The organism is Streptococcus sp. 1004_SSPC (genome assembly GCF_001069025.1).
Classification (GTDB): Bacteria; Bacillota; Bacilli; order Lactobacillales; family Streptococcaceae; genus Streptococcus; species Streptococcus vestibularis.
In genome coordinates this window covers 37,090-62,497 of sequence record NZ_JWGQ01000048.1, presented here as the reverse complement: position 1 = coordinate 62,497, position 25,408 = coordinate 37,090, and the positions used below count along the sequence as shown (strand labels likewise).

26 protein-coding genes are annotated in these 25,408 nt (G+C 39.9%); 9 read left to right on the top strand and 17 right to left on the bottom strand.

What is annotated here, in order from left to right; genetic code table 11:
• Position 1 precedes the first annotated feature (1 nt).
• Positions 2 to 820, bottom strand: a complete 819-nt coding sequence (locus tag ADF62_RS03755; protein WP_048788118.1) for a Cof-type HAD-IIB family hydrolase — start codon at positions 818 to 820, stop codon at positions 2 to 4.
• Positions 813 to 1,607, bottom strand: coding sequence for an HAD-IIB family hydrolase (locus tag ADF62_RS03750; protein WP_048788117.1), 795 nt, complete (start codon positions 1,605 to 1,607; stop codon positions 813 to 815). Before ADF62_RS03750 ends, ADF62_RS03755 begins: the two co-directional genes overlap by 8 nt.
• A 181-nt stretch (positions 1,608 to 1,788) precedes the next feature.
• On the opposite strand from ADF62_RS03750, the gene ADF62_RS03745 reads away from it, so the two are divergent.
• From ADF62_RS03745 to ADF62_RS03735, 3 genes are read left to right on the top strand one after another with little or no spacing between them, the layout of a single operon-like run.
• Positions 1,789 to 2,166 carry a GntR family transcriptional regulator gene (locus ADF62_RS03745; RefSeq protein ID WP_003094041.1) on the top strand — a complete coding sequence of 126 codons (378 nt, stop codon included), beginning with the start codon at positions 1,789 to 1,791 and terminating at the stop codon, positions 2,164 to 2,166.
• A 4-nt stretch (positions 2,167 to 2,170) separates the two neighbouring features.
• Positions 2,171 to 2,869, top strand: a complete 699-nt coding sequence (locus ADF62_RS03740; protein WP_048788116.1) for an ABC transporter ATP-binding protein — start codon at positions 2,171 to 2,173, stop codon at positions 2,867 to 2,869.
• Positions 2,870 to 2,880: 11 nt separating this feature from the next.
• Entirely contained in the window at positions 2,881 to 3,666 is a 786-nt protein-coding gene (locus ADF62_RS03735; protein ID WP_037621376.1) for a hypothetical protein, read from the top strand.
• A 50-nt stretch (positions 3,667 to 3,716) separates the two neighbouring features.
• On the opposite strand, the gene ADF62_RS03730 is transcribed toward ADF62_RS03735, so the two are convergent.
• The 9 genes from ADF62_RS03730 to ADF62_RS03690 form a co-directional block, all read right to left on the bottom strand.
• On the bottom strand, positions 3,717 to 4,646 hold the full coding sequence (locus tag ADF62_RS03730) for an ATP-binding cassette domain-containing protein (protein WP_048788115.1): 930 nt from the start codon (positions 4,644 to 4,646) through the stop codon (positions 3,717 to 3,719).
• The gene (locus tag ADF62_RS03725) at positions 4,639 to 5,724 is read right to left on the bottom strand and encodes an ABC transporter ATP-binding protein (protein ID WP_048788114.1); all 1,086 of its coding nucleotides are present in this window, start codon (positions 5,722 to 5,724) and stop codon (positions 4,639 to 4,641) included. Before ADF62_RS03725 ends, ADF62_RS03730 begins: the two co-directional genes overlap by 8 nt.
• A gap of 9 nt (positions 5,725 to 5,733) precedes the next feature.
• Positions 5,734 to 6,660, bottom strand: a complete 927-nt coding sequence (oppC, locus tag ADF62_RS03720; protein WP_048788113.1) for an oligopeptide ABC transporter permease OppC — start codon at positions 6,658 to 6,660, stop codon at positions 5,734 to 5,736.
• Complete coding sequence (locus ADF62_RS03715; protein WP_048788112.1) at positions 6,660 to 8,153, bottom strand: ABC transporter permease; 1,494 nt, start codon at positions 8,151 to 8,153, stop codon at positions 6,660 to 6,662. Before ADF62_RS03715 ends, oppC begins: the two co-directional genes overlap by 1 nt.
• Before the next feature lie 60 nt (positions 8,154 to 8,213).
• Positions 8,214 to 10,184: a peptide ABC transporter substrate-binding protein gene (locus tag ADF62_RS03710; protein WP_003093456.1), complete on the bottom strand. Its 1,971-nt coding sequence runs from the start codon at positions 10,182 to 10,184 to the stop codon at positions 8,214 to 8,216.
• Between the two features lie 227 nt (positions 10,185 to 10,411).
• Positions 10,412 to 11,395, bottom strand: coding sequence for a phosphate acetyltransferase (gene pta, locus ADF62_RS03705; protein ID WP_048788111.1), 984 nt, complete (start codon positions 11,393 to 11,395; stop codon positions 10,412 to 10,414).
• Positions 11,396 to 11,408: 13 nt separating this feature from the next.
• Entirely contained in the window at positions 11,409 to 12,305 is an 897-nt protein-coding gene (locus ADF62_RS03700) for an RluA family pseudouridine synthase (RefSeq protein WP_003096585.1), read from the bottom strand.
• Positions 12,302 to 13,138 carry an NAD kinase gene (locus tag ADF62_RS03695; protein WP_003094740.1) on the bottom strand — a complete coding sequence of 279 codons (837 nt, stop codon included), beginning with the start codon at positions 13,136 to 13,138 and terminating at the stop codon, positions 12,302 to 12,304. The genes ADF62_RS03700 and ADF62_RS03695 overlap by 4 nt, the downstream gene beginning before the upstream one ends.
• A complete protein-coding gene (locus ADF62_RS03690; RefSeq protein ID WP_003096583.1) occupies positions 13,113 to 13,784 on the bottom strand; it encodes a GTP pyrophosphokinase in 672 nt (223 codons plus the stop codon). Before ADF62_RS03690 ends, ADF62_RS03695 begins: the two co-directional genes overlap by 26 nt.
• A 95-nt stretch (positions 13,785 to 13,879) precedes the next feature.
• Here ADF62_RS03690 and ADF62_RS03685 point away from each other — a divergent pair, with 95 nt between their 5' ends.
• The 6 genes from ADF62_RS03685 to ADF62_RS03660 all read left to right on the top strand — a co-directional run bounded on the left by ADF62_RS03685 (position 13,880) and on the right by ADF62_RS03660 (position 18,747).
• On the top strand, positions 13,880 to 14,455 hold the full coding sequence (locus ADF62_RS03685) for a CYTH domain-containing protein (RefSeq protein WP_003094309.1): 576 nt from the start codon (positions 13,880 to 13,882) through the stop codon (positions 14,453 to 14,455).
• 365 nt (positions 14,456 to 14,820) lie between these two features.
• Positions 14,821 to 15,792, top strand: coding sequence for a ribose-phosphate diphosphokinase (locus ADF62_RS03680; protein ID WP_003094061.1), 972 nt, complete (start codon positions 14,821 to 14,823; stop codon positions 15,790 to 15,792).
• 3 nt (positions 15,793 to 15,795) lie between these two features.
• The gene (locus ADF62_RS03675; RefSeq protein ID WP_048788110.1) at positions 15,796 to 16,908 is read left to right on the top strand and encodes a cysteine desulfurase family protein; all 1,113 of its coding nucleotides are present in this window, start codon (positions 15,796 to 15,798) and stop codon (positions 16,906 to 16,908) included.
• A 1-nt stretch (position 16,909) separates the two neighbouring features.
• The gene (locus ADF62_RS03670; protein WP_003093257.1) at positions 16,910 to 17,257 is read left to right on the top strand and encodes a DUF1831 domain-containing protein; all 348 of its coding nucleotides are present in this window, start codon (positions 16,910 to 16,912) and stop codon (positions 17,255 to 17,257) included.
• 142 nt (positions 17,258 to 17,399) lie between these two features.
• Positions 17,400 to 18,059, top strand: a complete 660-nt coding sequence (locus tag ADF62_RS03665) for a redox-sensing transcriptional repressor Rex (RefSeq protein WP_003094902.1) — start codon at positions 17,400 to 17,402, stop codon at positions 18,057 to 18,059.
• Positions 18,052 to 18,747 (top strand): gamma-glutamyl-gamma-aminobutyrate hydrolase family protein, encoded by a 696-nt coding sequence (locus ADF62_RS03660; RefSeq protein WP_048788109.1) that lies wholly within the window; start codon positions 18,052 to 18,054, stop codon positions 18,745 to 18,747. The genes ADF62_RS03665 and ADF62_RS03660 overlap by 8 nt, the downstream gene beginning before the upstream one ends.
• 53 nt (positions 18,748 to 18,800) lie before the next feature.
• On the opposite strand, the gene radC is transcribed toward ADF62_RS03660, so the two are convergent.
• Genes radC through cps2T form a run of 6 tightly spaced genes read right to left on the bottom strand, consistent with a single transcriptional unit; the run spans position 18,801 to position 25,272 of the window.
• Positions 18,801 to 19,490 (bottom strand): RadC family protein, encoded by a 690-nt coding sequence (gene radC / locus ADF62_RS03655; protein WP_048788108.1) that lies wholly within the window; start codon positions 19,488 to 19,490, stop codon positions 18,801 to 18,803.
• 45 nt (positions 19,491 to 19,535) lie between these two features.
• Positions 19,536 to 21,179 carry a rhamnan synthesis F family protein gene (locus ADF62_RS03650; protein WP_048788107.1) on the bottom strand — a complete coding sequence of 548 codons (1,644 nt, stop codon included), beginning with the start codon at positions 21,177 to 21,179 and terminating at the stop codon, positions 19,536 to 19,538.
• Positions 21,180 to 22,382 carry a polysaccharide ABC transporter ATP-binding protein gene (locus tag ADF62_RS03645; protein ID WP_003093664.1) on the bottom strand — a complete coding sequence of 401 codons (1,203 nt, stop codon included), beginning with the start codon at positions 22,380 to 22,382 and terminating at the stop codon, positions 21,180 to 21,182.
• Entirely contained in the window at positions 22,382 to 23,188 is an 807-nt protein-coding gene (locus tag ADF62_RS03640) for an ABC transporter permease (protein ID WP_048788106.1), read from the bottom strand. Before ADF62_RS03640 ends, ADF62_RS03645 begins: the two co-directional genes overlap by 1 nt.
• The gene (locus tag ADF62_RS03635; protein WP_048788105.1) at positions 23,189 to 24,127 is read right to left on the bottom strand and encodes a glycosyltransferase family 2 protein; all 939 of its coding nucleotides are present in this window, start codon (positions 24,125 to 24,127) and stop codon (positions 23,189 to 23,191) included.
• Entirely contained in the window at positions 24,124 to 25,272 is a 1,149-nt protein-coding gene (cps2T, locus tag ADF62_RS03630; RefSeq protein WP_048788104.1) for a beta 1-4 rhamnosyltransferase Cps2T, read from the bottom strand. The genes ADF62_RS03635 and cps2T overlap by 4 nt, the downstream gene beginning before the upstream one ends.
• Between the last annotated feature and the right edge of the window lie 136 nt (positions 25,273 to 25,408).

The following is a 25,408-nucleotide window of genomic DNA, read 5'->3' as shown; positions in this document are numbered from 1 at the left end:
CTTATTTCTCTAGAATATATTTGTGGATGGCCTCAGCCACTCCAGATTCCTCATTAGTTTTTGTCGTTACAGCCTTAGCAACAGCCTTAGCCTTAGGAACAGCATTTACCATAGCCACACCAAGACCAGCCCACTCCAACATGGTCAAGTCATTTTCCTCGTCTCCCATAGCCATAACCTGACTTTTATCAAGGGTAAGATAATCAGACAAAAGTTTCAAGCCTACAGCTTTATGAACTCCTTTCGGCATGACCTCAAGGATAATCTCACGAGACTTAAAAACTTCAAAATTCTGATATAGCTGTTTAGGTAGTTTTTCAATTTGGACATCCAAAAATGCTTCCTCACAGACCGTAACTACCTTATTATAGACGATATTTTCAGGAATGTCATCAATACTCTCCACATCAACGAAGGTCAAGGTAGGATTAGCCTGACGATAGAGAGAATGATTGCTTTTACTCGGAACACCATAGACAATGCCATCACTGATAACATCCATAGGGAGCCCTAGAGGTTCAAATACAGCATAAATCTGCTTTAAATCTTCTCGACTCATCTCTTTCTTTATGAGGATATCCCCATTATTACGCTGAACCAAGCCACCATTGAAGGTCACACTATAGTGCTTATCATCCAACAAGCCCAAATCTTCCAAGATATGAGTAATAGCTGGCAGAGGACGACCAGTCGTAATGACCACATGAACTCCCTCAGCTTCTGCCGACTTCAGAGCAGCTCTATTTTCAGCTGTTACTTGCTTATCCTTGGTAAAGAGGGTCCCATCTAGGTCCAAGGCTAGTAATTTAATCTCAGACATCTGATCCCACCAATCCTTCCATGTAGTCAAAGACTGCCCCGTCTTTATGGTGACCAATCACTTCATCAGCTACTGCCTTAATCTCATTGCGCGCATTTTCCGTAGCAACCGCACGCCCTGCAAAGGTCAGCATCTCCATATCATTGAGATTATCACCAAAGGCTACAACATCTGAATCCTGGCATCCCAACTTTTGACAAAGATGGTAGAGACCAAAGCCCTTGTCCACACCTTTAAGAATGATATCCATGGAATCAAAGCCAGTTGTCACTGCTGTCATATCCTCAAAGATTGTGTTGAGGTAGTCACCACGGTCCATAATGGTATCCCCTTGGAACTTAGCAGTTACCTTGAAAATATCATCTGTGACCGCTTCAAGGTCCGTTGCCATAACATTTTCATAGTAACGTTTCATGGCCTTAAGATAGGCTGGATCTGCATCGTTTGGTGCATAGGCACCACGACGGCCTGACAAGAGAATCCCCTCGCAAGTTGGCAGGGCTAAAGTCGTGTCAGCAATTTGCAAATAATCCTTAGGTTCTAGCTTGGACTCAAACAAGACTTCACCCTTATACTGAACCAAGGCACCATTTTCCGCAATAATCGCAATGCGGTCCACAAATCCATCAAAAAGCTCCTCCAAAGCCAAGAGAGCTCGACCAGAAGCTACTGTAAAGACATAATCTTTAGCTTCACAAGCATCCAAAAGCTTATCTAAACGTGCCTTATCATAGGAACCAAGGTGGTCCAAAAAAGTACCATCCATATCTGTCGCTAAAATATTCAAAATAAACTCCCTTCAGGTCGAATATACTTGCCCCTATTGTACCAAAAATAAGGATATAAGTTAGGGAAAAGCTAAAGAAATTAGAGAAAATATAGCATTTTACTTGCAAATTCATCGTTTTAGTTGTATCATTACTGTAGTACAAAAATAATACTATTATACTTTTAGAAAGGAGTCTTTTATGGCTTGGACATTTGATGAAAAATCGCCAATCTATCTCCAAATCGCCTATCGTGTAAAACTGAAGATAGCTTCCAAGGAATTGAGCATGGGACAACAACTCCTACCTGTAAGGGAATTTGCTCAGGAAGCCGGGGTCAATCCCAACACCGTACAAAGAGCCTTCCAAGAACTTGAAAAAGAGGGGCTGGTCTATTCTGCCCGTACCTCTGGCCGCTTTGTTACCGAAGATGAAAAACTTATTGATCAAAAACGGCACGAGATTGCCCAAAGTCTCATGAAAAACTTTGTCACTGAGATGGCAGCCATTGGTTTTAGCTCACCTGAAATCAAAGCTATCATTACTAACTACATTGAACAAACAGGAAAGGACTTATAGACCGATGACTGATATTGTAACTCTAACAAATCTCACCAAGACCTATAATGGTATTCCAGCCCTTAGAGATGTGACCATGTCCATTCCTTCTGGTAAAATCATTGGTCTCTTAGGACCAAACGGTAGTGGTAAAACAACTCTCATCAAGATTTTGAATGGCCTCCTCCAACCAACTTCTGGTTTAGTAACTATTAATGGATTTCAGCCATCACCTATCACTAAAGCTCAAGTGGCATATCTACCCGATACAACTTATTTGGATGAAAGTAAGACTATCCAATACTACTTGGACTTCTTCCAAGATTTCTATACTGACTTCCGCTATCCTCTTGCCTTGCAACTCTTGGAGGATTTAAAGCTACAGCCTGATTTGCGCCTTAAAGACCTTTCAAAAGGTAACAAAGAAAAAGTTCAGTTGATTTTGGTTATGAGTCGTGAGGCTAAACTCTATCTCCTTGATGAACCTATCGGTGGGGTCGATCCCGCATCACGTGACTATATCCTTAAAACTATCATCAACCAGTACTCTGAAGATGCTTCTGTTATTATTTCAACCCATTTGATTGCAGATATTGAATCTGTCCTAGATGAAGTTGTCTTCCTAAAATATGGTCAGATTGAACTTCAGGGTGATGCTGATAATATCCGTCAAGCCCATGGCAAATCTATCGACAAACTCTTTAGAGAGATGTTCCACAATTAGGAGGTATGAGCATGTTTTGGAAATTAGTTAAGTATGAATTACAATCAGTCCGCAAGTGGTATCTTGGCATCTATGGGATTGCCATCCTACTGTCCATACCTTTGGGCTTAATGCTTCAAAAATTAACGGTCACCTTTGAACACAGCCACAAGGAACCAAGCTTACTGTTTATGGCTTTCTTTACACTGATTGTGATTGCTACCATTGTTGTTTGGGGAACCATCTATATCGCAACCATTGTTCTCATTATCAAACGCTTTGCGACTAGCGTCTTTGGACGAGAAGGCTACCTAAGCAACACGCTTCCTGTTTCAGCGCACCAATTAATCTTGTCTAAACTTTTGGCAGCTTTTATTTTAGATACGATTTCATCTCTCGTTGTACTCGCTTCAATTGGCATTATAGCCACTTTCAACCTTGATATGAAAGATATCCTACTGACTACCAGCTACTTTGGTCAAATCTTAAAAGAAATGGGAGCCCTCTATCTCTTCATCCCTACTACAATTTTAGGAACAATTGGCAGTATCCTATTCTATTACCTCTGTATCAGTATCGGAAACCTCTTTAATAATAACAAAGTTCTTATGGGATTTGTCGCCTATTTTGCCATTCAGGCTATCCTATTCTTTATTGGTTTCTTCTTTGGAATCGGTGCATCCTTGACCGGAAATGCAACAAATACTATAATTAATAACTCGTCATATATCTTTAGTCTAGTTCAATCTCTCATTCTCATCGCAGCAAGTTACTTTGGTACCTACTATATCATGACAAAGCGCTTAAATTTGGACTAAAGAAAAACCGTGTTCCTTTTGGAACACGATTTTTTTTGCATTGAAAAGACTTACTTACTTTGTTCTTTACGATAAGTCTCAATTTCTTTCTTGTTACCCCAAACGAAGTGACCTGGACGTACTTCCACCATTTCTGGTTTATCAAACGAATAGTCGTGTTGGTTTGGATCATAAACCTTCAAGACCTTCTTACGTTCCAAGATTGGATCTGGAATAGGAACAGCAGACAAGAGTGACTTGGTGTAAGGGTGGATAGGATTGTTGTAGAGTTCTTCTGTCTCAGCAACTTCCACGATTGTCCCCTTATAGATAACAGCGATACGGTCAGAAATGAAACGGACCACTGACAAGTCGTGAGCGATAAAGAGATAGGTCAATCCCAACTCTTTTTGGAATTTCTTAAGCAAGTTCAGGACTTGGGCACGGACTGACACGTCAAGGGCTGAGATTGGTTCGTCAGCGATGACCAAGTCAGGTTGCATAACCAAGGAACGCGCAATCCCAATACGTTGACGTTGCCCCCCAGAAAATTCGTGAGGGTAACGTGTCAAGTGCTCCTCAAGAAGTCCCACTTCTTTGATGATTTCCTTGATTTTAGCTTTACGATCTTCCTCATCTTTATAGAGATGGAAGTTATGCAAGCCCTCAGACAAGATATAATCAACTGTTGCACGTTCATTCAAACTAGCCGCAGGGTCTTGGAAAATCATCTGAATACGACGAATAAGGTCGTTTTTCTCAGAGTTAGATAAGTGTCCATTGATTTTCTTACCATCAAAAATAATCTCACCATTACTTGTATCATTTAAACCAATAATGGCACGACCGATTGTGGTTTTACCACTACCAGACTCACCAACGAGGGAAAAGGTTTCACCCTTGTTGATGAAAAAATTAGCATTGTGGACAGCAACGAATTTCTTGCTTCCTTCACCGAAGGAAATCTCCACATCTTTTACTTCAACTAACTTCTCAGGCATTGCCTTCCTCCTCATCTCCTAAATGTGCAAATCCCATATTAGCACGGATTTTTTCATGTAGATTTTGGATAACCGCAGGTTTTTCAACTTTTGGTGCATCCTCATGTAAGAGCCAGGTCTTAGCCCAGTGAGTATCTGAAACTTGGAATTGTGGTGCTTTTTCCTCAAAGTCAATTTGCATAGCATAGTCTGAACGCAAGGCAAAGGCATCTCCAACAACCGGTGTATAAAGTGATGGTGGTGTCCCTGGAATTGAGAAAAGCTCACCCTTATCGTCAGCCAACTGTGGTAAGCTTGAAAGCAAGCTCCACGTGTATGGGTGACAAGGCTCATAGAAAATTTCCTCAACAGTTGCGTACTCAATGATTTCACCAGCATACATAACAGCAACCTTGTCAGCAATACTTGCTACCACACCAAGGTCATGGGTAATGAAAATCACTGAGAAACCGTACTCCTCTTTGAGAGATTTCAAGAGGTCAATGATTTGAGCTTGAATGGTCACATCAAGGGCAGTTGTTGGTTCGTCACAGATAAGGACATCAGGACGACAAGCTAAGGCAATGGCAATAACGATACGTTGACGCATCCCACCAGAGTATTGGAAAGGATATTCGTTGAAACGTTTTTCAGCATCCGGAATACCAACCTTGTCCATGTAATCAATTGCCATTTGTTTAGCTTCCTTGGCCGATTTGCTTTGGTGCTTGACAATAACTTCAACAATTTGACTTCCGATAGTCTTAATTGGGTCAAGACTGGTCATAGGATCTTGGAAGATAGTCGCAATCTTAGCCCCACGAATAGGTGCCCAATCTTGGTGACTCTTAAGCTTGGTCAAATCTTGACCACGATAATCAATAGAACCGCTAGCTACACGACCATTTTCTTCAAGCATCCCTGTGAAAGTCTTAGTCAATACTGATTTACCTGAACCAGACTCACCAACCAAGGCTAAAACTTCACCTTCAACCAAATCAAGGGACACTCCTCGAATAGCTGTCAAAACACGGTCACGAACGTCAAACTCCACGACGATATCGCGAGCCGATAATATTACATTTTTATTTTCTGTCATATTGGACTCCTATCTATGCGTACGTGGGTCGCTGGCATCCGCCAAGTTTTGACCGACAATAAAGAGGGCAAGGGAAACGAGGATCAAGGTAGTCAATGGAATCCAGAAGAGATAAGCATTGACTGTAACGTTCTGTGCATAGTCTGAAATCAAACGACCAAGACTAGGCGTAGTAACGGGAAGTCCCAAACCAAAGTATGAAAGAAAGGCCTCATAAGAGATAAATCCTGGCAAAAGTTGACTAGCCATGGTTACGATAACTGACACAAGTTGTGGCATGATATTTTTAACCACGATCTTAGCAGTTGGTGTTCCCAAAGTACGAGAAGCCAAGTTATACTCCAAATCACGGTAACGCATGATTTGAATACGGATAGTATAGGCAATACCAATCCACCCTGTAACAGTCATGGCAAAAATCATATTCCAGAAACCAGAACCCAATGAGTAAGTCAAGACGATAACCACAAGGAGGTCAGGAATATTTGAGATGATGTTGTAGATTTCCATCATAATCATATCGAAGGTCTTAGAAATTCCCCAAACAGCACCTACAAGCAAACCAATTATAACATTAAGGAAGGTAGCGATAACAGCAATAAGGATAGAATTACGAGCTCCGAACCAAACACTGTCAAATAGAGACTTACCATTACTGTCAGTACCGAACCAGTATTGAGCGTTTGGATGTACATAACGCAAACTGAAATCATTTACTTTTGAGACATCATTGAAGTCAAATTTAGAAAACATTGGGTAGATGAAACTCATCAAAACAATGGCAATCAAGATACCTAACATGACAACTGTTGATTTCTTTTTAAAAAATTGACGCATCACTGATTTCCAGTATGAGTAAGCCGGTGCATCAATTGTTTCAGAGGCAAAATCATCGCGCTTTACAAATTGGAACTTACTTTTATCAATTGAAGCCATTACTTACCTCCTTTAGATGTCAATTTGATACGTGGGTCAATAATAGTCATAAGGATATCACCCACAAGCAATGAGAAGATGGTGAGGGCTGTGAAAATAAATACCAGACCAACGACCATAGCATTATTAGAAGCACGAACAGAGTCGATCAACATTTTACCCATACCAGGGTAGGCGAAGATTGTTTCTGTCAAGGTTGCCCCTGTGATAACCCCAACAATAGATGCTGGAATTCCTGAAATCAAGGAAACCATAGCATTCTTGAAAATGTGCCTGTTCGAAATTTCTTGTTCTGACAATCCTTTGGCACGTGCAAAACGAACGAAGTCTTGTGATTGCAAGTCAATCATGTAACGACGGATCCAAATCGCAAGACCTGGTGTTGACAAGAGACCGAGAATAACAGATGGCAAGACGTAAGAACGCCAGTCACCCGCACCCAAGATAGGGAAAGAATCCGGAAGACCAATCTCAGAACCAATCAAGCGAATGATATATACCAAGGCAATCGTTGGTAGAGAAAGCAAGAAAGTTAAGACACCTGTTGACACACTGTCAAAGAGTGTGTTTTTAAAGCGTGCCATGTATGAACCTAATGGAATCGCCAAGGCGTAAGACAAGACCAAACCAATCAAACCAGCAATGGCAGAGCTTGTCACCATTGATGGGTATTGATAGCGACTCTTAGTAGATGTGTACGGATCATCACCATAGTAAGAACGATCTCTAGCGTCAGCCTGACTAGGTGATTTATAAGTACGAGAATAGATATCTACTGAAGATATTTTCTTACCAGTAGGGAAGGTGACCTCAGAGCTTTGTGTTTGTCCTTGACCTTGGGTAATAACATCAAGAACACCTTGCTCAGCATAAGTTGGGTATGAAGTTCCAAGATTCATCTTAACAAAGTTTTGGTGAACAAATGGGAACTGACTGTTAAAGTAAAGCAAATATTTGTGCTTAGTCCCTGAACCAACAACTGACCAACCAATAGCTGGATCATTTTCAATATGGATGTAACGCTTCAAGTTTGGATTCGTTTTATCTTTAACCCATCCAGTATTGTCAAATTCAAAGAGGTGCGTGTAGAATTCAAACACACGTTCAAGCACTGGTACATCACGTGTCGCATAGAACTGCTTACTTTGCTTAAACTGATGCAAACGCCAGCCATGTCCCAAACTATCCACATATTTTTGGTAGATAGCTTTATTGGCTTTTGTTGGCTTAGTTGTTACCAACTTATCAAGTGTGCTGGCTTTCTCCTGCAACTCCTTGGTGTCATAGTAATCAATGTAACCCATACGTTCAAAGATTGTATTTTCATAGTTCGCCTTAGAATCAGCTGTTTTTGCAATCTTATTGTAGTTAGGGTCCTGTCTGAAAATCAGACGCCTCGGCACCATGGTATAGATAATCGTGTAGGTCAAGGCCGTCACGACAAATATTGACAATAGAGAACGGAGGGTTCTCAATAAAATGTATTTTTTCATGTCTCTTCCTTTAATTCCAAAAGAACTTTCCCAATCAAATGAGAAAGTTCCATCGTCCTTTTATTTAACGTGTTTCTCAAGATCTTTTTGAGCTTTTTCGTTAGATGCTTTCTTTTCTTTAAGCCATTTTTCACGACTTTGTTCATATTCTTTCTTAGTAACTACTTTTTCTTGTGGTTTCACATATTTGAAGTAGTCTGATGAGTTTTTATCTCCCACCTGCATGCTAGCACCGGTAAACGGTGCCAAGCGTGAGATAACTGGTGCAGCACCATTACCAACAGTCAATGGAATCACAAGCGAGCTGTCCTCCAACCATGCTTGAGCTTGAGCATAACGGTCGTAACGAACATTGAGGTCACTTGTTTCTGAAGCTGCAGAATCAAGCAAGGCATCATAGTCTTTGAGTCCTACTTGGGCTGCTGCCGCATTATTTGGATCATCATAACCCATGAAAGTCTTAGTGTTTTCACTTGATGTTGTTTTGAAGATATCAAGATAAGTTGATGGGTCTTGATAGTCTGGACTCCAAATAACACCATTTGAAATATCCCAATCTTCTGCTGCTGCGTTGGCTGCATTAAGTGTTGCATTTTGCATATCATCAGATGACAATTGGTTAATATCGATCACCACATTGTCATTTCCCAATGATTTTTCAATGGTTTGTTTCAAAGATTGGGCTTGGGTAACATTAAGTTTAGAGCTTTGGTCAACTGGAAGGTCCAAATGAATTGGAAATTGAACACCATCTGCTTGGAGAGCATCCTTAGCTTTGGCAAACTCAGTCTTAGCTTTTTCTGCATTGTAGAGGCCATCTTGACTATCAGCAAAATTCACACCTGACCATTCATCCCCATATGAACTCATCTTTTCAGTAACAAGATCTCCGAAGGTCTTATTACCTGCACTAACGAAGTCAGAAGGAACAAAGAGATTTCGAATAGCTTTAGCTGATCCATCCTTACCATTGACTTGTGATTGATATACCGTACGGTCAATAGCAAAGTTAATTGATTGACGGAAGTCTTTATTCAAAAGAGCTTTTTTCGTTGAAGACTTTTCAGCGTCAGTCTTTTTAGCAGTGTATTTGTAACTTTGACGGTCAATATTAACACCAATAGCTGATGTAGACGCACCTGCTGCTGTGTAATAAATATTGTCTTTATATTTCTTCTCTACAGAAGCATAGTTTGAACTCGTTGGGAAGACACGAGCAATATTATAAGCACCATCAGTGAAACCACGTTCTTGAGCCTCTTGATCCGAACCATCATCATACGTCAATTTGATAGCATCAAAGTGAACATTTTTCTTGTCCCAATAATTTTCATTCTTAGTCAACTCAATTGAAGATTTAGCTGTCAAAGATTTGAGAAGGAAAGGTCCATTATAAAGGATAGAGGTTGGGTCTGTTGATTTACCAAAATCTTTTCCTTTATTCTTGAGGAAGTCTCCATTTACTGGGAAAAGCAAACTATAGGTTGTCTTAGAGTTCCAGTATGGTTCTGGTTTCTTAAGCGTGTACTGCAAAGTATAGTCATCAATTGCCTTGACACCCACATTCGAGAAATCTTTATTGGCACCAGAGAGATAGTCAGACAATCCAGCAATAGAATCTTGTACCAAATAAAGAGCCCCAGCTTTGGCATCCGCAGCATGCTTAAGACCAGTTACAAAGTCCTTGGCAGTCACATCAGCATACTCTTCACCATCTGAAGTATACCATTTAACACCCTTACGGATTTTATAGGTATAGGTCAGACCATCTTGAGAGACAGACCAGTCTTCAGCTACTGAAGGAACAAGGTTCCCATATTTATCAGCTTCCATAAGACCATCTACAGCGTTAGTTACAGCAGTTGTCGTAGGTCCAGTATTTGATGTAATATAATCCAAGGTTTCTGGATCCGAACTGTAAATATAACCATAAGTAGTTCCGCTAGTGTTTGATTTAGATGAACAAGCCGCTAACGCACCAACACTTAGAAGTGCTACACCCACGAGAGCCAACCATTTGCTTTTTTTCATAAAATTTCTCCAAAAAAATTTTTTACAACTTTATTATAGCATAAATAATCAAGCATCACAGCTTTTATCAGAATATTTTGTACAATTCGATAACATATGTAAACACGAGAACAACTGCGATTCCTTATCAATAAAGGTTCTCTTTAGGTTACATTGATTTATTTTTAATCACAAAAATTGCATAAAAAAGCCCAGACACTTAGCCAGACTTTCTTTTATTATTGCTTTTAATTATTAAGAGCTTGAGCAGCTGTGATAATAGCTAAGTTGTAAATATCTTCAGCACTCGCACCACGAGAAAGATCGTTTACTGGTTTATTAAGACCTTGTAAGATTGGGCCGATAGCCTCAAACATTCCCAAACGTTGAGCAATCTTATAGCCGATATTTCCGGCCTGCAAACCAGGGAATACAAAGACATTAGCATGTCCTGCTACGTCACTATCTGGAGCCTTAATAGCTGCTGTTGCTGGAACAAATGCTGCATCGAACTGCAACTCACCATCAATAGCCAAGTCAGGACGCATTTCTTTAGCAATATTTGTTGCTTGAACAACCCTGTCAACTTTTGGTGATTTAGCAGAACCTTTTGTTGAGAAGCTAAGCATGGCCACTTTAGGATCAATACCAAAAACTTTAGCTGTTTCTGCAGTATTAATTGCAATTTCTGCTAATTCTTGAGAATTTGGTTCAATATTGATAGCACAGTCGGCAAACATCAAACGATGATTGGTATCCTCACGGTTCATAAGGAAGACACCTGATGTACGAGAAATACCAGGTTTTGTTTTGATAATTTGAAGAGCAGGACGTACCGTATCCGCTGTTGAGTGAATGGCACCTGAAACCATTCCATCAGCAAGACCAAGTTTAACTAGCATAACACCGAAATAGTTCACATCACGAAGCAATTTCTCTGCATCTTCGACTGTTGCTTTTCCCTTACGAATTTCAAGAAATTTTTCCTCCATTTCCTCAAAACCTTCATAGGTTTCAGGATTAATAATCGTATAGTTAAAGTCTGCAAAGCCAAGATCGTTCAAGATTTTGTGAACCTCAACTGGGTCACCCAAAATAATAGGATCCACCAATCCTTCAAATTTCAAACGGGCAGCAGCACGAACCACACGGTCATCGTTACCCTCAGGGAAGACAATCTTAACTCCTTTCCCTGAAATACCTTCACGAAGTTCACCAAATAGACTACGCATAAAAAATCCTCAATCAATCTTTTTTAGTTTGTAAGTTCATGATAACGGTTTCAAAATCATCTGTCAAGGAAGATGCATGGACCATCTCTTTTTTGGTGAAAGGATCTATAAATGCAAGGCGATGACAATGCAAGGCTTGACGCTTAATACCGTAGTCTAGGGACCCGCCATAAAGGTCGTCTCCCAAAAGAGGCAAACCTAAGTGGGCAAAGTGCACACGAATCTGGTGCGTACGTCCGGTATGAAGATTGATATCAACCAGTTTAACCCTACCATAATCACCTACCAAACGATAACTAGTGTGAGCATATTTTCCCGATTTATGGACTCGACGTGTGATAATGGAATCCACATCACGCGCAATCGGTGCAATGATTTCACCCTGCTGCTCAAGTTTGGTATCACCTTCAACCAAGGCATAATAATGTTTCTTAATAGACTTCTGTTGTAACTGTTTATCCATACGAGCATGGGCGTAACCATGCTTGGCAAACAGCATGAGACCAGATGTGTCCTTATCCAAACGTGTCACGATATGGACACGCTGGTTAGGATAATTATTGCTGACAAAGTGATATTTGACAAAGTTAGCCATGGTATTATCATGGTTAACACTTGGAATACTAGCATAGCCATAGGGTTTATTAATCACCAAGAAGTTATCATCCTCATAGACTATATCCAAGTTAAAAGGAATTGGCTTCAATGTTTCATGCGGCGCCTCATCAGGAATTTCTATGGCAACCACGTCTCCCTCATGGACAGGATAAGTCGCAAACTGCTCCTCACCATTGACCCAGATATGACCACCCTCAAACTTAATTTTGGCTAGAAGTCCTTTTGAAATATCGTGCTCCTTCAAAAAGGTTTTAACTCGACATGAACGTCCTACAGTAAATTCATATCTCATTCTTCCATGTCTCCAATAAAGGATTCACGGACCCGTTCCCAAAAACTTGTGTGACTAGCACTAGCAACAAAAGAAATCTTACGTTGGTCAATCGAAAATTCTACCTTTTTCACATTACGGTTGGTATAGGTCTTATTATCAACCGACAGAGTGTAGCTCCCCATTCGAGTAGGATAGATAGTAATCTTCTCATGTTTTGGCACGATAAGTGGACTACCTAAGGTACGGTAAACACGATTATTAAGACTAGCAATTTCTGTCAGCTGCAAGGCTTCAATAGTGGGATGAAGTACCGCACCACCCAAAGATTTATTGTAGGCGGTTGACCCCGTAGGCGTCGATACAGATAACCCATCTCCACGGAAGCTCTCAAACAGTACATCATTAAGACAAACATCTGCCGCCATAGTCTTCTCGTTACGCTTAATTGCTGCTTCATTGAGGGCAATAGACGTGAAAGAACGCCCATCAGCCAAGGTTAATGTGACATTTAAAAGAGGGTAGGAAATCTTATCTCCATTATCCTTACGCAGGGTTTCAATTAATTGATCCACTTCACTATCCAAGTAATCTGTATAAAAACCTAAATGCCCCGTGTGAATCCCTACAAAACGGACACGAGAGAGCTCTTTTTCATACATGTGGAAAGACGATAGCAACATGCCATCGCCACCAATAGAGATAATCACATCAGGATTTTTCTTAGTCAAATAAAAATCAGGATCATCTCGAAAGGTATTAAAAAGTTTTGAGGCAACACGCCTGCTTTGGGGTTTGCCATTAGCAATAATAGCTACCTTCATCTTATCAGAAAAGGTCTTCATCTGTGTCATCACTATTTCCTACACTATCTTTCAAAGTTCTGTTGATTGGATCAAAGAGCAACTGAGCATCTCGAATATCATCACGTATCTTACGCATCTCTTCATCAAGTTGATAGGCTATGCGTGCCGTAGTTTCCAAGCGAAGTTTAATCTCCTCTGGAAAATTTCCCTGATACTTATAATTAAGGGAATGTTCAATGGTGGCCCAAAAGTTCATGGCCAAAGTCCTAATTTGAATCTCGGCAAGGATTTCCTTGCGACCATCAATGGTATCAACAGGATAAGACACGATAACATGGTAAGAGCGATAACCCGAGTGTTTACGGTTCCTAATATAATCACGCTCTGAGACTATGGTCATATCACTACGGTGACGCAGAAGACCCAAAACCTCGTCCACATCATCAACAAATTGAACCATTATTCGGAGTCCTGCAATATCTTGCATATCCTTTGCTAAATTTTCAACAGACAGTCCACGTAGGGCAATCTTCTCTTCAATGGAAGCCACTGACTTCACACGTCCCGTCACAAACTCAATGGGCGAGTGACGATTTTGCTTACGAAATTGTTTACGAATACCTCGAAGCTTAATTTTGAGCTCACCTACGGCCTGAATGTAGGGGTCTAGAAATTCTTCCCAATCCATGGTCAAGATAGGACTCCTCCTTGTCAAAAGCTTTAGTTTTTTATAAAATAAATACAATCTGTTACATTATACCACATTTAAAAGAACAAGGGAGGACACACATGAACCATTTAGAGATAGAGTACAAGACTCTGCTCACCAAAGACGAGTATAATCGTTTAGCAGTGCTTTTCTCCCATGTAACACCTGTTACGCAAACCAATTACTACATTGATACACCCCAAAGTGACATGAGGAATAAAAAGTTGTCTTTGCGTATCAGAACCCTTCCCACTCATGGTGAGCTGACTTTGAAAATTCCTGAAAAGGTCGGAAATATGGAATACAACGTCACCATGGACTGTGCAGATGCTAAGGCTATGACCAAGTCTCTTAACTTCCCTGATTGCCAAATCAAGTCCATTCTTCTGGAACGTGGTGTTAAGTTAGAAGACCTAACCATCCTCGGACATTTAACCACAACCCGACGTGAATACCAGACCAATATTGGTCTCATGGCACTTGATGTCAATGTCTATGCTGATAAGAAAGACTATGAGCTTGAGTTGGAAGTTTCAGATGCCAAGAAAGGTAAAGACGACTTTGATGCCTTTCTTAAGGAAAATAATATTGACTTTAAGTATGCCAAGAGTAAGGTTGCACGCTTTGTAGCCACCCTAAAGCGAGATAAAGACTAGTTGGTGAAATGTGAGTTTATAGAAATTCCGCTAGTCATTTTTGATACGTTCTGAGGCGAACTTTCCACCGTGAAAAACGTCTATAAAAACCATTTACTTCATTTTAAGACAAGGATTAACCCTTGTCTTTTTTATATATGCAAAGACAATTTGGTACTTGTGGCAGCTTCCATAATCGCTCTCATCTGTCTAAAAACGCATACAAAAACGATTCAGCGATTTATGGTCCGTCAATTTTCATCAATATCGCTTTCTGAATGCTGAAATTTCTACTTTTTTTTGCTAAAATAGAACCATCTGTAGTTTTATTACAATAGCCCTAATTGGGCTTCGCATCTTATTTTTTTAAAGGAGTCACCATCGTCATGGTACATCAAAAAGCAAACCCACAATTGAAGTTGTTCTCGCTCAGCTCAAACCCAGAAATTGCTGAAAAAATTGCTAAGGCTACCGGATTGCCACTTGGCAAAGTATCTTCACGTCAATTTTCTGACGGTGAAATCATGATCAATATTGAAGAGTCTGTTCGTGGGGACGATATTTATATCATCCAATCTACAAGCAACCCTGTTAACGACCACCTTTGGGAATTGCTCATCATGATTGATGCCTGCAAACGTGCCAGTGCTAACTCTGTCAACGTAGTGATGCCTTACTTTGGTTATGCACGTCAAGACCGTATCGCTGCTTCACGTGAACCAATCACTGCTAAATTGATTGCCAATATGCTGGTTAAAGCTGGTGTCAATCGTGTCTTGACACTTGACCTTCACGCTGTCCAAGTTCAAGGTTTCTTCGACATCCCAGTAGATAACCTCTTCACAATGCCTTTGTTTGCTGAATACTACAACGAAAAAGGATTCACAGGAAGTGATGTTGTCGTTGTTAGCCCTAAAAACTCAGGTGTTAAACGTGCTCGTAGCTTGGCGGAATACCTTGATGCACCAATCGCTATCATTGACTACGCCCAAGATGATTCAGAACGTGAAGAAGGCTACATCATTGGTGAGGTTGAAGGAAAAACAGCAATCTTGGTTGATGATATCCTCAATACTGGTAAAACATTTGCTGAAGCTACTAAAATCCTTGAACGTGGTGGCGTTAAAGACATCTATGCAGTTGCTAGTCACGGTCTCTTTGCAGGAGGTGCTGCCGAAGTCCTCAACGCTACTCCAATTAAAGAAATCTTGGTAACAGATTCAGTTGCGACTAAAGAAAAAGTGCCTACAAACGTTAAATACCTTTCAGCAAGTGAGCTGATCGCTAACGCTATTACTCGTATCTTTGAACGTCAACCACTTAGCCCACTCTTTGCATATACTGCCAACGAGGACTAATTTATGGTTTATTTGGACAATGCAGCAACAACTTCTTTGAATACTGCTGCTATCTCAGCGATGACACATGTCATGACTGAAACTTTTGGAAATCCATCCAGCCTACATGCTTATGGCCGCAAGGCTTCTAAGGAACTCCGTGAGGCTCGTGAAGAAATGGCCAAGCAATTTCAAGTTCCTGCTCGAAAACTCATTTTCACCTCTGGTGGGACTGAAGGAAACAATACAGCTATCAAAGGTTATGCCCTAGCCAATCAAGCTAAGGGTAAGCACCTGGTTACAACTGCTATTGAACACCACTCTGTCCTTCACACCATGGCCTACTTGGAAGAGCGTTTTGGTTTTGAAGTAACCTATATTCAACCAGAAAATCAAGTCATTACTGCTCAACAAATTGCTGATGTCCTACGTGACGATACTATTCTAGTTTCTGTCATGTATGCCAATAACGAGACCGGCCAATTGCTTCCTATCAAGGAAATTGGTGACCTACTCGCCAATCACCAGGCTGCTTTCCACGTGGATGCTGTTCAGGTTGCAGGAAAACTTCCAATTCACCCAGAAGAACTTGGCGCCGATTTTCTCTCAATCAGTGCCCATAAATTTCATGGACCTAAAGGTGTCGGCCTGCTCTATCATAACGATTTGCATTTTGACAACCTACTCCATGGTGGTGAACAAGAGGAAAAACGTCGTGCCAGCACTGAAAATCTGGTCGGTATTGCAGGTATGACCGCAGCTTACAAGCATGCTAGTGACCACTACCAAGACAATTACCAGCATGTTGAAAAGATTCGTCAGGTCTTTCTAGATACCCTTACCGTTCCTTATGAAATTAATGATGGAGGATCTAGCCTACCTCACGTCATCAACATCAGTTTTCCTGGTAAGGAAAATGGCCCTCTCTTAACCTTGTTAGACCTAGCTGACTTTGCTGTTTCAACGGGTTCTGCTTGTACTGCTGGAACTGTTGACCCTAGCCACGTCATCCAGGCCCTCTATGGTAAGGATTCTGACAAGTTAAAAACAGCCATCCGCATTAGTTTATCAGAAGAAAATACCGCTGAAGAACTCCAAGCCCTAGCAGAAAAACTTAATCAAATCATAGGAGACTAACATGGCATTTGAAAAAAGCATTCATTTGACTAACTGTAAATACCGTTACACTATCAGCCCTAATGTCAAAAAATTCACCCTTCGTGATACAACTTTTGTACAAAATAAAATCGGTAACTACGAGTTACACCGTCTACTCGAAAAAGTTCCTAACTCAGGTGAAGGTTTCCCACTAAAGATCACTATTAACAAAGATTTGACAGGTTTCAAATTGTCAATCACAGACAAATCTGGCCTTCGTAACGTTAATATCTTTAAAAATGAAGATCATCACATCTTGCAAGAAAAATTCTACTTCTTGATGCAGAGTTTGGTTGACCGTCAAGTTTTTGAGCAAGAAGAAGTCTAAATTTTTTCTTACTACATAGAAATAGCCTATCCATGTGATAGGTTTTTTATATCGCCTCATCTACACTATTTTGTTGCAATTTTCACAAACTTTTCTTAAAATATAAGAGAATCATACTAATTGAAGAAAGGAAATGCGATCAATGACATTTGAGAAAAACATTCCAAACGCTACTGCTAAACGTCTCTCTCTCTATTATCGAATTTTCAAACGATTCCATCGTGAAAATATCGACAAAGCAAGTTCCAAACAAATTGCTGAAGCAATTGGAATTGATCCTGCCACAGTGCGTCGTGACTTCTCCTATTTTGGTGAGTTAGGTCGTCGTGGTTTTGGTTATGACGTTAGTAAGCTGATGACATTTTTCGCAGAACTCCTTAATGATAATGCGACAACTAAAGTAGTCCTTGTAGGAGTAGGAAATATCGGACGTGCTCTTCTTCACTACCGTTTTCAAGAACGTAACCGCATGCAGCTGGTTATGGCTTTTGATACAGACGATAACGAACTGGTAGGAAGCCAGACTGAAGACAATATTCCTATCTATGGTATCTCTCAAATCAAGGACAAGATTGCCCAGGAAGATATTAAAACGGCCATCCTGACAGTACCATCAGTCAAGGCACAGGAGGTGGCTGAGCTTTTGGTTGATGCTGGAATCGAAGGCATCCTCTGCTTCTCCCCAGTCAACCTCAATCTTCCACGCCACGTGGTTCTCCAATACGTAGACCTGACTAGTGAGCTACAAACTCTACTCTATTTCATGAAAGAAGAAGAAAAAGCAAGGAGAAACAATGACTAAACCAATTATAGGTATCACAGCCAATGTAAGACCTAATCCAGCCCATGAAGATATCAACTGGTCTTATGCCCCATCTGGTTTTGTAGAAGGAGTTCAAAAAGCTGGTGGTCTAGCAATCCTTCTACCAGTATCTGATCCTTCGGAGGCTAAAAACTATATCTCCATGATTGACAAGCTTATCCTCATCGGCGGTCAAAACGTTGACCCTAAATTCTACAACGAAGAAAATCATGCCAGTGACGATGACTTTTTCCTCGAGCGTGATCTCTTTGAGATGGCCTTAATCGAAGAAGCTACCAAACAAAAAAAACCGATTTTTTCAATCTGTCGTGGAACACAACTCATGAATGTTGCCCTTGGTGGCAGTCTCCATCAAGATATTGAAAGGCACTGGCAGGATAAGCCTTCCGATTACCTTTACCACGAAATGATTATCGACGAAAACAGTAAGTTAGCGGAGATTTACGGCCTAGAGACCTCTATCAACTCTTTCCACCATCAGAGTATTAAGCACTTGGCCTCTGACCTCCGTGTTATTGCGCGCGACCCTGAGGATAATACTGTCGAAGCTGTTGAATCAAACACCCCAGACCTTCGTTACCTTGGTGTTCAGTGGCATCCAGAACTTCTCCTACACAAACGTGAAGAAGACCTCAAACTCTTTGAATACGTTGTAAACGAACTTTAAAAGCAACTGATACTACACTCAGTTGCTTTTCTTGTGTCTTTAACTTATAGACTCTACTTAAGCTCAAAATCCTCCCTCTCCTCACGAAAGGAATAATATGTTGATTTTCCAACAATAATATGATCAAGCAGACAAATTCCCAAATCATCGCAAGACCACTTAATTTTTTGCGTAAAATCAATATCATTTCGGCTCGGATAGGCCTCACCCGAAGGATGATTGTGAACCACTATCAAGGACGTCGCCATCAGATGACAAGCATAATGTAAAATCTCACGTGGCTCGGCAATCGAGCGGCGAACACCACCAATAAAGACTGTCTTCTGCTGAATAATACGATTCTGCGTATCCAAATAGATAGCCACCAGATGCTCCTGAGGCTTGTCGCCAATATCCAACATCATACGACGCGCCACCTGCTGACTGGACATAATCTGCTCGGAACGAGCCAACTCAGCCTTCTCAATCCGCTTAGCCAACTCCACCATAGCCTTCAGCTCAATAGACTTCACACGCCCAATACCAGGAATTTCCTGTAGCTCATTCAGGGACAAACGAGACAAATCCGCCAAACTCGTCATCCCTGTTAAAATACGATTTGCCATAGATAAGACCGACTCAGACTTGGTCCCTGTTCGCAGCACTATCGCCAACAACTCCTGGTCCGATAAAACCTCTGCTCCCTTCTGTAAGAGTCGCTCACGAGGCAAAAGCCCCGCCTCCTCAGATACAATACTATACATAAGAAAAAACCTCCTACTTACCTATTCGTAAGTGGGAGGGGGAAGTTACACAGCTGAGGATTTATTTAAACCCAACTTTTTTAACAAAGCTTTCCTGTATGCTGAAAACTTTTCCGTTAGAGAAATAGGTTCTGCTACCTGCGACATTTGAATAATATGGAGCTTATAACGTTCTGCAAAAGATATTTTTTCGGAAGAAATAATACGATAATCAATTCCTACATCCCAAGCTTTTCGATAGAAAAGATAAGGGAGACTATTTTCGTCAGAATTATAGAAAATGCGCTTATCCTTTAGAATAATTTTTTCCAGAAAATCTTTTGACAGCCACATAGATCCTTGAAAAACATGAAGCGAATTTTTGATTGTTTTTTGACACTCGTTATCTAGTTTAGCTGCCTGATTTTGATTTAAAGTACCAATTGCATCCGTCCAATAGAGCTCCTTCGACAAATCAGCAAACACAAGTCCAACCTCTGGAAAATCTGCAAAGATTGATGATACCTTCTTTTCATCTAGTAACATATCTATTAGAGCAAGTCTTGTAGCTTCATCAACAAGCTTACCCTCATTTCCAAAGTCTGCTGTGTGAAAATGCCCAATAAAGTCGTACTCGCTAAGCTGAGATGCCAAAGAAACCAAGGCATGATAATGATTATCAAACTTTTGTGAGACTATCTGAAATCTATCTTTATCAAAACTATTTAATAGGTTATTCTCAACCTGATTTTTATCTAAATGGCCTGATAGGGTGAAATAATAGAAAGCAGATAACTTACTATCGAAGAATACTTTCAGTCTCTCAAGATCGCTAATGTGCACATGGATTGCCATACGATACTCATGCTTGCTAAAGCTTTTAAAAGAAGATTCGATGATTTTCTCATCTAAAATCACTAAGCTATCAGGGGAATGATAGCTGTTAAGATGAGACTTGATTAGAGCTACCGGATATGTTGATAGATTAGCAAGATAATCTAAAAGTAGTCTTCCTTTTTTTTCATTATCAGTAAATGCTTTTAGTTTAATGAACGGTACCTTATGCTCAAGAGTACTTATTGGCCTATAATAAGAAAAATCAGGGTGAATTAAATCTCCTGCCTCTTCAGCAATGGTATTAAAGACAGCATCATAACGGTAACCAACTTCAAGAAGAACACTTGTAACCCTAGTTTCATAATTATCAATAACATCTTGAACATCGGTAAAAGTCTTTATAGAAGTCCAAAATTTCTGAAAGGCTTCTGAAGCAACAACATGCTTCTTGAAAAACATAAAATAACTTTGCAGATGCTCATCGAAATATTTAGTCTTTCTAAAATTCGTCATCCCCCAAAAGTCAACATTCGGGCGCTTTTCAAATTCTTCAACGATGTCAGTTATATCCCAAAGAGGACCAAAGCAAGTATCATTCATTAGTGTAACCGAATCGAAGTCTGTTAAATGTTCGAATCCAACATGAGCCATACCATCTCTCCAAGCTGCAAAATCAAAGCCCAGATTCTCTCTCTGGATAACTTCATCTATGCCAAGCTCTTTGAGAGTTAATGTTGCCGATTCCGTTAGTTGACTATTTGAAATCACAATAAGTTTAGAAAAAAGGGGTCGAAGTTGCTCCAATTGGTAGAGCACATGACCACTTAATTCGTCGTACTTATTATAATGAACATACAATAAGAGACGTTTCATTTATTCTCGAATCTCCCATTTTCCATTTCTCTGAACCATACCCGTTGCAGAATCTTTAGCAGACTTATCGTCATCTTCAATATCATTTCGATTCAAGAGAATAATTGGTGAGTTATCTGAATCAGCAAAAGCAATCATCTGGTCCTCCTTATCTCGAACAGAAACCTGAAGCTTGAGCTTGATATTATTAAGATGGGAAAGACTACATTTGTAAGTAAGTGTTTTTCTTCCAGAACCACTCGTCTTATTGTCCATAGAATTATCATTGTATATCCAGATACCACGGTCAATATCTGTCAATGAAAATGCAATATAGGTTTCAATATCCTCATTGACATCATATGAAATCTCAAATGAAATATCTTGATCAGGACTGATAATATTGTCATTCAAGAGTTTTACTTGTAAATCAGTGATTTTAGGATTTTCAACAACAACATCGTCGTTTGAAACCTTTTGACCAGCAGCATTATCAAAACTATATTGGTTAGCAACTTCGTCTGGATCACCAACCACTTTTACCAAACCATGTTCAATCAGAACTGCTTTATTACAGTATTTTTTAACTGCTGACATGTCATGGGTAACTAAGATAGTTGTCTTTCCAGATTGCTTACGTTCCATGAAATAGTCATTACACTTACGTTGGAAAGCCTCGTCTCCTACGGCTAAGACTTCATCCAAGATAAGAATATCACCTTGAGCCTTGATAGCTACTGAAAAGGCCAGACGAACCTGCATACCACTTGAGTAGTTCTTCAACTTTTGATTCATGAAATCATGAAGTTCAGCAAAGTCTACAATGTCATCATACATGGCATCTACTTCTTCAGTTGAAAAACCAAGCATTGCACCATTCATATAGACATTCTCACGACCAGTTAGTTCTGGATTAAACCCAACACCGAGTTCAATGAAAGATACTAACTTACCATCAATAGTAACTTTACCTTTCTCCGGAACATAAATCTCAGAAATAATTTTTAGAAGTGTTGATTTACCTGAACCATTACGTCCAACAATTCCATAGAAATCACCCTTTTCAACTTCAAAAGAAATATCTTTCAAGACATGTTGTTCAGTATACCCTTTAATTCCTTTAAAGCGATTGACTAAAGTTGTTCTCAAACTCTGGCTCGCCTCAGTTGGTAATTTAAAATACTTACTTACATGATCTACTTTTACAGCAATATTATTTGACATTATAGAATCTCCGCAAATCGTTTAGAATTTCGATTAAAGACAAGGAAACCAATGATAAAAATCACTACAGGAATCGCATAAGGAACAAAAGCAATCAGTTTATTATTAATAATATCCCAGCCTCTTGGGTTAACTGGATCAATAATAAAATGACGCATATCCTGTAAAATCTGAGCAATTGGATTCAACATCATAACCTTTGCAACAAACGTCTGGTTTCTTTGAAGAAGGTAAGTGATGGAATAGATAATTGGGCTCGCATACATACCAGCTTGAAGCACAACTTCCCAGATAGGACCAATATCACGGTATTTAACAAAGAGTGCTGATAGAATAAAAGCAACACCCATTGCCATTAATAATACCTCAATAAAGAGAGGAATGATAACCAAAGTATTGAAACCGATTGGAACATGGTTAATTAAGGCAAATACAAAGACAACCACAAGGTTAATCAAGAAATTAATCGCAGCCCCTAGTACAGATGAGATTACGATCGTTTGCTTCGGAAAATTTAATTTGCGTAAGAGATCCCCGCGTGAAACAATAGAAAGCATCCCCATATTGGTAGCCTCCGTAAAGAAGCCCCAAAAAATCATGGCCAAAAGCAATCCTACTGCATAGTGTGGTGTCCCATCATCAAATCTCAAGAAACGAACAAAGACAAGGTACATGATTGTAAACATCATCAAAGGTTTCAAAATAGACCAAAGATAACCAATGAAAGAACCTTGATAACGCAATTTAAAATCCGTTTTAATCAGTTCCTTAAGTAAAATCCTATTTTTTTGACTAAAGAAATTCATTTAGTCCTCCTTATACATGAATTTTGTCAAAATCAAACTCGTAAATACGAAGGTATGAAAAGCCCTGTTTTTACGATAGCCATATGTCTTCAAACGACGATAACGCTCTCTGAATCCTTGGTCCATAATGGTCACAAAGTTTTCAACCAACTCTCTATTTTCAGCATTCAAGGGCAAAGAAAGAAGATTTTCCGCCTGATTCTGACTAGCCTTAATCAACTTCCAATATTTGTTGAACAAGGTCTGAGGGCGAATCCAATTCTGCATACGTTTCCGAAGCGTTCTAGCTCCCAAGACATTATCCGCATGCTGACGGTAAAGCTCTGTTGGCTGGTCAATATAAACGAGATTGCCAAATGCTGACGCAAGCAAACCTAAATACCAGTCATGCATCAGAAGCTCATTCATTTCCTCACCAGTCCATAATTCAGCCAGGGCATGATTGATTAAAGACACACCACCTGTAACAGTGTTTTCTGTCATTTCTTGAACCAATTCCGTATTGGCATGATCAGACTGAGTACGAATCATACTCTCATGAAGTACCTCTAAATCTTGATTCACAACCTTTAAATCCGTATATACCAAAAGTGGTTTATCAGATGGGTAGTGACTTGCTTTCTCAAGTTGAAGAGATAGTTTCTCAGGTAACCAAGTATCATCCTGATCTGAGAAAAGGTAGTAGTCAGATTCTTGATACTTCAAAAGCGTAAAGAAACTCTTTATAACACCTAAATTTTCAGTTTGATCAGGATTGATGAAAACAATCCGATCATCCTCTGAAGCGAAACGTTTGATAATGTCTCTCGTTTTATCCTTAGAACCATCATCACGAATTAACAAAGTCCAGTCAGTATAAGTCTGTTGCTGAATACTCTCTATTTGCTCTGCTAAAAAGTTCTCGCCATTATAAGTAGACATGAGAATAGTTACTTTCATGATAAAAATAGCTCCTCGTATTCACCCACGATTTTTTCCCAAGTGTAATTTTCTTTCATATTTGCTTTAGCAGCATTTCCCAAGTCCTCGAATGACACTTGACCATCTACAGAATCGATAAGCTGAGACAAATTCCCGTCCTCTTTATTCCAATACAAGGCGGTCTCCTGAGCAACCTGATGGTTAAAGTCTACATTATAGATAAGGTTGAGGTCCGTTTGAGCCAAGGCCTCTAATAAGCCTGGATTCGTTCCACCTACTTCATGTCCATGAATATAAGCAAAGGCTTGGTTACGGATATACTTAAGCAAGTCCTGATCATAGACAGTCCCCACAAACTTCACACGTTTATCTTTATCAAATCCTGTTATCTGTCGTAGCTCATCAAAGTAAGCATTTCCTTCATGGTTACAGATGATAACAAGGTCACGCTCTGTAGAGGACTTCATAAATTCACGAATTACAGTTTCGTAGTTGTTTTCAGGAACAAATCGACCCAGTATCAAATAGTAATCTTTTTCTTGAGTTTGCCATTTCTGATACCAATCTCGAACAGGGGTATCCTCAGCAGTCACAGTCGTCTTAGATAAGTCAGTTCCATAAGCGATGAACGTCGTTCTAGACCACGGATAGGTATTTTGAATATAAGTCTCAATACCTCGGTTATCAGAAATAATCAAGTTCGCATACTTTGTCATCTCTTTTTCAGAGTATTTGAGATAGCTTTGAACAGGCTTAGACCACTTAGCACGTTTCCATTCCAAACCATCAGGATTGACTAACAAAATGCCACCAATGGACTGGATTTTCTTGGCAAAATGAACGATGAAGGCACCAATGGTATTCCCTAAAATATAGAAAATTGGGGCTTGAATCCCCTCTTTTTTAATAAGTTTCAAGCTATAATTGATAGCCATCATATCGTAAGCTATGACACGCGCAGGACCTAGCTTTGGAGGATTGACCGTAAAACAATCCGCACCCTTATAGTCAAAATGCTTGCCAGTGCTTTCGTCAGATAAGCAAGCCACATGATAACTTATAGCAGGCGATACCTTATGAGAAATCAATTTCTCAACAAATGTCTCAAAACCACCGTATTGAGCAGGCAAACCTCTACTACCTATGATAAAAATATCCTTCAAAGTTTACCTCCATTCGTCACATCTCTCAAATACACAGAATTATACATAGTAGCTTTTATTATACCATTTTGGAAGGTATTTTGCATGATTGGACAGAAAGAGTAAAACAAAAAGGCCAGTCAAAAACGGCCTTTTC

Excerpts from the sequence above, each read along its gene's own strand:
- ADF62_RS03755 (WP_048788118.1), bottom strand. The coding sequence starts at position 820 with ATGTCTGAGATTAAATTACTAGCCTTGGACCTAGATGGGACCCTCTTT.
- ADF62_RS03745 (WP_003094041.1), top strand. The coding sequence starts at position 1,789 with ATGGCTTGGACATTTGATGAAAAATCGCCAATCTATCTCCAAATCGCC.
- ADF62_RS03740 (WP_048788116.1), top strand. The coding sequence starts at position 2,171 with ATGACTGATATTGTAACTCTAACAAATCTCACCAAGACCTATAATGGT.
- ADF62_RS03735 (WP_037621376.1), top strand. The coding sequence starts at position 2,881 with ATGTTTTGGAAATTAGTTAAGTATGAATTACAATCAGTCCGCAAGTGG.
- ADF62_RS03730 (WP_048788115.1), bottom strand. The coding sequence starts at position 4,646 with ATGCCTGAGAAGTTAGTTGAAGTAAAAGATGTGGAGATTTCCTTCGGT.
- ADF62_RS03725 (WP_048788114.1), bottom strand. The coding sequence starts at position 5,724 with ATGACAGAAAATAAAAATGTAATATTATCGGCTCGCGATATCGTCGTG.
- oppC (WP_048788113.1), bottom strand. The coding sequence starts at position 6,660 with ATGGCTTCAATTGATAAAAGTAAGTTCCAATTTGTAAAGCGCGATGAT.
- ADF62_RS03715 (WP_048788112.1), bottom strand. The coding sequence starts at position 8,153 with ATGAAAAAATACATTTTATTGAGAACCCTCCGTTCTCTATTGTCAATA.
- ADF62_RS03710 (WP_003093456.1), bottom strand. The coding sequence starts at position 10,184 with ATGAAAAAAAGCAAATGGTTGGCTCTCGTGGGTGTAGCACTTCTAAGT.
- pta (WP_048788111.1), bottom strand. The coding sequence starts at position 11,395 with ATGCGTAGTCTATTTGGTGAACTTCGTGAAGGTATTTCAGGGAAAGGA.
- ADF62_RS03700 (WP_003096585.1), bottom strand. The coding sequence starts at position 12,305 with ATGAGATATGAATTTACTGTAGGACGTTCATGTCGAGTTAAAACCTTT.
- ADF62_RS03695 (WP_003094740.1), bottom strand. The coding sequence starts at position 13,138 with ATGACACAGATGAAGACCTTTTCTGATAAGATGAAGGTAGCTATTATT.
- ADF62_RS03685 (WP_003094309.1), top strand. The coding sequence starts at position 13,880 with ATGAACCATTTAGAGATAGAGTACAAGACTCTGCTCACCAAAGACGAG.
- ADF62_RS03680 (WP_003094061.1), top strand. The coding sequence starts at position 14,821 with ATGGTACATCAAAAAGCAAACCCACAATTGAAGTTGTTCTCGCTCAGC.
- ADF62_RS03675 (WP_048788110.1), top strand. The coding sequence starts at position 15,796 with ATGGTTTATTTGGACAATGCAGCAACAACTTCTTTGAATACTGCTGCT.
- ADF62_RS03670 (WP_003093257.1), top strand. The coding sequence starts at position 16,910 with ATGGCATTTGAAAAAAGCATTCATTTGACTAACTGTAAATACCGTTAC.
- ADF62_RS03665 (WP_003094902.1), top strand. The coding sequence starts at position 17,400 with ATGACATTTGAGAAAAACATTCCAAACGCTACTGCTAAACGTCTCTCT.
- ADF62_RS03660 (WP_048788109.1), top strand. The coding sequence starts at position 18,052 with ATGACTAAACCAATTATAGGTATCACAGCCAATGTAAGACCTAATCCA.
- radC (WP_048788108.1), bottom strand. The coding sequence starts at position 19,490 with ATGTATAGTATTGTATCTGAGGAGGCGGGGCTTTTGCCTCGTGAGCGA.
- ADF62_RS03650 (WP_048788107.1), bottom strand. The coding sequence starts at position 21,179 with ATGAAACGTCTCTTATTGTATGTTCATTATAATAAGTACGACGAATTA.
- ADF62_RS03645 (WP_003093664.1), bottom strand. The coding sequence starts at position 22,382 with ATGTCAAATAATATTGCTGTAAAAGTAGATCATGTAAGTAAGTATTTT.
- ADF62_RS03640 (WP_048788106.1), bottom strand. The coding sequence starts at position 23,188 with ATGAATTTCTTTAGTCAAAAAAATAGGATTTTACTTAAGGAACTGATT.
- ADF62_RS03635 (WP_048788105.1), bottom strand. The coding sequence starts at position 24,127 with ATGAAAGTAACTATTCTCATGTCTACTTATAATGGCGAGAACTTTTTA.